Genomic DNA, 3,890 nt, shown 5'->3' on the forward strand with positions numbered 1-3,890 from the left:
TTATTACATGGAGGAGGACAAGCATGACCGGGAACGCCCCTCAAGCCGACCCCGGCCCACCCACGGAGGAGCGCGACGACGACGTGCTCGACATGGACGAGGCCGTCGCCTTCCTGAAGACGACCAAGCCCACCTTGTACCGCTGGATCAACCAGGGCAAGGTGCAGGGGTTCAAGGCGGGGCGGCAGTGGCGGTTCTACCGCCGCGACCTGCGCAAGTTCCTGGAGTACGACGACCCCACCGCCGCCGGCATTGACCTCGATGCGGTGCGCGATGCCATCGGGGTTCTGGAGGAGCGCATCGCCCGGGCGCGCGCGGCGCGGGAGTAGGGACGCAGCCATCCAGGGGCGGGTAAACATGCTGCGCCCACCTGGACGGTGTCGGACATGCAATCAGACGGAGCACAGCCGCCCCCGGCTGTGTCCCGGCGAAAGTTCAGGGTTCACACAAAGGAGAGGACAGATGACCCTGCAAGAAGCGGCTGGCGAGGCATGGAAGGCGGAGGAAACGGCCCTGGTCGAGTTGAGCAACAAGATCGTTGCGGCTGCGGTGGCGGATAACGCAAGCGACATTCACATTGACCCTGCGCCCAAGGAGAGCAAGGTGCGCCTGCGCATTGACGGCGTCATGCACGATGCGCTGACTCTGCCGAAGAATGTGCACGACCCGCTGGTGACGCGATTCAAGACCATGGCCGACCTGGACACTGCTAATCACCGGGCGATTCAGACCGGGCGCATTTTCGTCAGCGTAGAAGGACAGGAACACCATCTGCGCGAGTGCGTATTGCCTACTGTCTATGGCGAGAAGCTGACCCTTCGCACCATGCCGGACGTACTGCCCACCTTGGACCGGATCGGCTACCGCGAGTCCGACCGCGAGCGCCTGGATCGCTGCCTGCACCAGCCGTGCGGACTGCTGGTCTTCTCTGGTCCCACCGGCTGCGGCAAGACGACGATCATGCACTCGGCGCTGAACCGTGTCATCAGTCCCGAACGGGTGCTGATGTCGGTCGAGGACCCCGTGGAGATACTATTACCGGGCGTGATACAGATCGGCGTGAATCGCAAGCTGGGGATTTCGCACGCGGATGTCCTGTGCGGAGTCCTACGCTCCGACCCCGATATCATCATGGTCGGCGACGTGCCGGACGCCGAGACCCTGGAGCAGGTGCTACAGGCGGCCATCACCGGCCACCTGGTGATGACGACCGTTCACGCGAACGACGCGGCGCTGGCCATCCAGCGCCTGCTGCAGATCGGAGCGGACCCGTTCCTGTTGGCGCAGGGCCTGCTGATGGTGTCGTCACAGCGCCTGGCGCGCCGCGTCCACGCCGACTGCAAGCAGCCGGTCGAGTACCCTGCCGAAGTGGTCGCCGAGTGGCGGCGGCGGGCGGAGGCGGGCGGTCTCCCCTGGCCCGACGAGCCGCCGACCTTCTACAAGGGTGCGGGCTGCGACAAGTGCATGCATACCGGCTACTACGGGCGCATGGGCGTTTTCGAGATCATGGTTATGGACCCTGAGCTAATGAACCTGGTCGCAACCGGCGCCGACGCTTCCCGGCTTCGCGAGGCTGCAATTCGCGGCGGCACAACCACCATGTTCGCCGACGGCATGGCGAAGGTCATCGCGGGAGAAACGACCGCGGAGGAGGTCGTGCGGGTGTTGGGAGGAGCCGGATAGATCCGCAGACGCCGCCGACTCGCGCGCTGCTTGGCGCGCCTTGGGGATTCCGGTTCGGCTCGTAGTGATGGCGGTTCAGCGCTTGGGCGGCGGCGGCAGGCGTCGGAGCGCCCCGGCGTCGAATCAAGCCCGCATGGTCACCGTTATCATCCCGCTGGTCATCGTCATCGCGCTGGGGTTCATCCTGGAGTTGCGCCGCAGCCTGGACGAGCGCACGCTGTCAGGCGTCTCCATCTACCTCCTGCTGCCGAGCCTGATCTTCACCTCCCTGCTGACGACGCGGATGACGCTGGGCGGGGTCCTGCCGCTCATCGCGGTCGCGCTGCTCACCTTGGGCGCGCTGTGGGTGCTGGGCAAGGCGGTCGCGCGGCTGCGCCGCTACCCGCGCGACGAGGAGAGCCTGTTCCTGCTGACCGCGATCTTCATGAATGCCGGCAACATGGGGATGCCGGTGGCGCTGTACGCCTTCGGCGGCGCGGGCCTCGACCTCGCGGTGATCTGGGTGCTGGTGCTGAACGTGTTGATGAACACGGTCGCCGTCTATTACGCCAGCCGGCATCGCACACCCGGGGCGCGCGCGCTGAGGACGGTGTTGGGTCTGCCCTCCATCTACGCGGCGGCGGCCGCGCTGGTGATGCGCGCGCTGGGGCTGGCTCTTCCCCGCTTCCTGCTGGCGCCGTTGGAAATGCTGGGTCGGGCGATCATCCCGATCGCCCAGTTGATGTTAGGGGCGCAACTGGCGAAGTCGCGCCACGAGCTGAGGGGGCAGCTCGCCGGCGCCGTGCTGCCCAATGTGATGCGATTGGTGGTGTCGCCCGCGGTCGCCTTCGGCTTCGTCATCCTGCTGGGGGTGCACGGGCTGAGCGCCCAGGTCGCGATCTTGCTTGCCGCCATGCCGACGGCGGCCAACGTCGTGGTCTATACCACCGAGTTCGGCCTGCAGCCGCGGCGCGCGGCCGGCGTGGTGGCAATCTCGACCGTCGCCAGTTTCGTCACGCTGTCCGTGATCCTGCTGCTCGTCGGCTGAGCCGCGCGTCGCGGCGCTCAGCATGAACCGTTGGGCTGCGCAGGGCGGCAGGGGGCTCCGCCGCGAACCTGGGGAGGCAGATGGCGGTCGGCGTCGGCGGGCGCCGCGTCGGGGCCGACCGGGAGCTCGCGCTCCGGGCGGGTGAACCCGACCTTCGCCCCCGGCTCGACCTGCGTCGGCGCAGTGAAGTCGCCCTGGCAGCGATTGCCCCAGACTTGCGCCCCCACCACGGCGCTCGCCACCCGGACGCCGGCCACCGGCCGCGCCCCCGCCTGGCGGCGGATGACGTTCTCCAACACGTGCACATCGCCGACCGCCCCCTGCACCGAGATTTCCGCCTCCCCCTGCTCACGGCAGTTGTCGGCGAGGTCGTTGCCCGCCACCAGCGTGGCGTGGGGCGCCATGACCTCGTCGGTGTCGCGGAAATGAACGCCGGCATCGCCGTTGCCCTCGATTCCGCAGCCGACGATCGCATTGTGGGTGTCGCGTTCACCGATGGAAACGCCGTGGCCGCGGTTGCCAACGAACTTGCAGGATTCGCAGATGCAGTAGGTTGCGCGCAGGCAGAAGAAGATGCCGTCGCCGCCGTTGCCCACGCACCGGCAGCGCCGCATCGCCCCCTGCAGCGAGCCGCTGCCGGGGTGGAGGCCGTGGCCGGCGTTGTTCTCCAGCACGCAGTCCTCGAGGCGCAGGTCCCGGCATTGCTGGAAGCCGATGGCATCGCCGTTGAGGTCGCGCACGGCGACATTGGCGACGACGGCCTGGCTGACCGCCAGCAGGTACATCCCCGCCCCCCGGCAGCCGTTGAGTGTATGCGGGTTCTCGCCGCGGTTGCCGTCAATGACCAGGTCGCGCACCTCGACATTAGCGATAAACCTGGCGCTCACCGGCGGGAAGCTGGTGTAGAGCTCGCCGCCGTGACGCGGCGCGTAGTCATGGTTGAGCATATGGCCAATGCCGAAGCGGTCGCCGTCGCGCCAGGTCAGGGTGGCGATGGTCTCGTAAAAGCCGACCGCATTGTCGTCGCGGATGGTGACGCCCATGCCGACCGCGAACCGGTCCGGGTCGGCGACCGACACGTCGTAATGGCCGTAGCCGACGTAGGCCGCCAGCCGCGAGTATCGCTCCGGTGCCTTGCGCAGTACGGTCTCCGCGCCCGCGCCGACAAGGCGAACGTGGT

General features: G+C 67.7%; 4 protein-coding genes. 3 read left to right on the top strand and 1 reads right to left on the bottom strand.

The window, feature by feature from the left end; translation table 11 throughout:
• Nucleotides 1-23 precede the first annotated feature (23 nt).
• The 3 genes from VM221_09660 to VM221_09670 all read left to right on the top strand — a co-directional run bounded on the left by VM221_09660 (nucleotide 24) and on the right by VM221_09670 (nucleotide 2,710).
• Nucleotides 24-329, top strand: a complete 306-nt coding sequence (locus VM221_09660; protein ID HUT75080.1) for a helix-turn-helix domain-containing protein — start codon at nucleotides 24-26, stop codon at nucleotides 327-329.
• Between the two features lie 133 nt (nucleotides 330-462).
• On the top strand, nucleotides 463-1,683 hold the full coding sequence (locus tag VM221_09665) for a GspE/PulE family protein (GenBank protein HUT75081.1): 1,221 nt from the start codon (nucleotides 463-465) through the stop codon (nucleotides 1,681-1,683).
• A gap of 133 nt (nucleotides 1,684-1,816) precedes the next feature.
• Nucleotides 1,817-2,710 carry an AEC family transporter gene (locus tag VM221_09670; GenBank protein HUT75082.1) on the top strand — a complete coding sequence of 298 codons (894 nt, stop codon included), beginning with the start codon at nucleotides 1,817-1,819 and terminating at the stop codon, nucleotides 2,708-2,710.
• Nucleotides 2,711-2,727: 17 nt separating this feature from the next.
• Here VM221_09670 and VM221_09675 read toward each other — a convergent pair.
• The coding region (locus VM221_09675; GenBank protein ID HUT75083.1) for a right-handed parallel beta-helix repeat-containing protein at nucleotides 2,728-3,890 on the bottom strand (1,163 nt) is incomplete at its 5' end.

Source organism: Armatimonadota bacterium (assembly GCA_035527535.1).
Taxonomy (GTDB): domain Bacteria; phylum Armatimonadota; class Hebobacteria.

Bases quoted from the DNA above. Each gene is read 5' to 3' on its own strand.
- VM221_09665 (HUT75081.1), top strand. From the start codon at position 463: ATGACCCTGCAAGAAGCGGCTGGCGAGGCATGGAAGGCGGAGGAAACG.
- VM221_09670 (HUT75082.1), top strand. From the start codon at position 1,817: ATGGTCACCGTTATCATCCCGCTGGTCATCGTCATCGCGCTGGGGTTC.
- VM221_09660 (HUT75080.1), top strand. From the start codon at position 24: ATGACCGGGAACGCCCCTCAAGCCGACCCCGGCCCACCCACGGAGGAG.